Origin of the sequence: Streptomyces muensis (assembly GCF_021474425.1) — a bacterium.
In the GTDB taxonomy this organism is placed as follows: Bacteria; Actinomycetota; Actinomycetes; order Streptomycetales; family Streptomycetaceae; genus Streptomyces; species Streptomyces muensis.
Window position 1 is genome coordinate 1 of the sequence record NZ_JAKEIP010000555.1, and the last position, 1,659, is coordinate 1,659.

The 1,659-nt window shown below is 66.1% G+C and carries 2 protein-coding genes and 1 rRNA gene; all 3 read left to right on the top strand.

What is annotated here, in order from left to right:
• Positions 1-119 precede the first annotated feature (119 nt).
• A 5S ribosomal RNA gene (gene rrf, locus L0P92_RS44275) occupies positions 120-236 on the top strand.
• 83 nt (positions 237-319) lie between these two features.
• Positions 320-988 carry an HAD family hydrolase gene (locus L0P92_RS44280; RefSeq protein WP_234768787.1) on the top strand — a complete coding sequence of 223 codons (669 nt, stop codon included), beginning with the start codon at positions 320-322 and terminating at the stop codon, positions 986-988.
• Between the two features lie 66 nt (positions 989-1,054).
• Positions 1,055-1,659, top strand: a 605-nt coding sequence (locus L0P92_RS44285) for an MFS transporter (RefSeq protein WP_505016560.1), incomplete at its 3' end; no start/stop codon positions are given.

Below are 1,659 nucleotides of genomic sequence, written 5' to 3' on the forward strand. Positions count from 1 at the left end.
GTACTAATAGGCCGAGGGCTTGTCCTCAGTTGCTCGCGTCCACTGTGTTGGTTCTGAAACCACGAACGGCCCCGCATGGGTCACATGCGGTGCGGCAGTGTTTGATTGTTTCATAGTGTTTCGGTGGTTATAGCGTGAGGGAAACGCCCGGTTACATTCCGAACCCGGAAGCTAAGCCTTACAGCGCCGATGGTACTGCAGGGGGGACCCTGTGGGAGAGTAGGACGCCGCCGAACAATTTTTGAGAGAGCCCCCGGCCGGGGATACCGGTCCGGGGGCTTTCTGCATTTCCGGCACCTGTACCGCTTAGGCTCGTGCCATGCGCTATGACCTCGTCATTTTCGACAACGACGGTGTGCTCGTCGACAGTGAGCCCATTTCCAACCGGCTTCTCGCCGCGTATCTCACCGAGTTGGGGCACCCGACCTCGTACGAGGACTCCATACGGGACTACATGGGCTCGGCGATGCATCGGGTGCACGAGCTGGTGCTGGAGCGGACGGGGCGGCGGCTTCCCGAGGACTTCGACGATGTCTTTCATGCGCGGGTGTTCGCCGCGTTCGAGCGGGAGTTGAAGGCGGTGGTCGGCGTCGTTGACGTGCTCGAGAGGCTTGCCGGGGACCGGGTGCCGTACTGTGTCGCGTCTTCCGGGAGTCATGAGCGGATTCGGGTGGGGCATCGGACTACGGGGCTTGAGCGGTTCTTCGATGAGGGGCGGGTCTTCAGTTCGCAGGATGTGGGGCGGGGGAAGCCGGCGCCGGATCTGTTTCTGTATGCGGCCGAGCGGATGGGGGTTGTGCCGGAGAGGTGCGTCGTCGTCGAGGACAGCCCCTTGGGGGTCCAGGCGGCGGTGGCGGCGGGGATGGACGTGTATGGGTTCACCGCGATGACGCCTGCGGGGAGGCTGGGCGGGGCCACGGGACTCTTCGCCGGCATGGGGGAGTTGGTCGACCTGCTGCTGGCCGCCTCTGGTCCGGGCGTCCGCTGAACTTGAGGGAAATTCATCTTTGGCTGGATCTACCCACCAGTATCCCGGGGCCTTACGCTCGCCGCCATGACTGATGTGCTGCGGCGCGGTAGGGCCTCGTTGGCGTTCAGCTTCTTCGCCCAGGGTGTCGCCTTTGCCCTGCTGGTGACCCGGATTCCGGCCATTCAGGACCGGTACGGGGTCTCGGACGCGCTGTTGCCCGCGTTTCTGGCTGCCGTGCCGATCCTGGCCGGCGTGGGGAGTGTGACGACCGAGCGGCTGGTGAAGCGGATACCGCCGAGCCGGTTGCTGCGGTGGTCCCAGCCGGTCGTGCTCCTGGCGCTGCTCGGGGTCGGGGCGGGGGAGCGGATGGTCGAGCTGGGGCTCGCGCTCGCCGCGTTCGGGCTGGCCGTGGGTGTGCTCGATGCCTCGATGAACATGCTCGGGGTGAGCCTGCAACGGTCGTACGGGCGCAGCATCATGCTCAGCTTCCATGCTGTGTACAGCCTGGGTGGGATCGTGGGGGCCTCGCTGGCGTGGGTGGGGGCGCACTGGGATCTGGCGCTGGTCGTGTCGTATCTGCCGGTCGTGGTGGTGTTGCTGCCGGCCGCGTTGGTGGGGAGTCGGTGGTACGTCGATGGTGGTCCCCAGGGCGGCGTTGCGGGCGGTGCGGTGGCGGGGGAGGCAGCAGG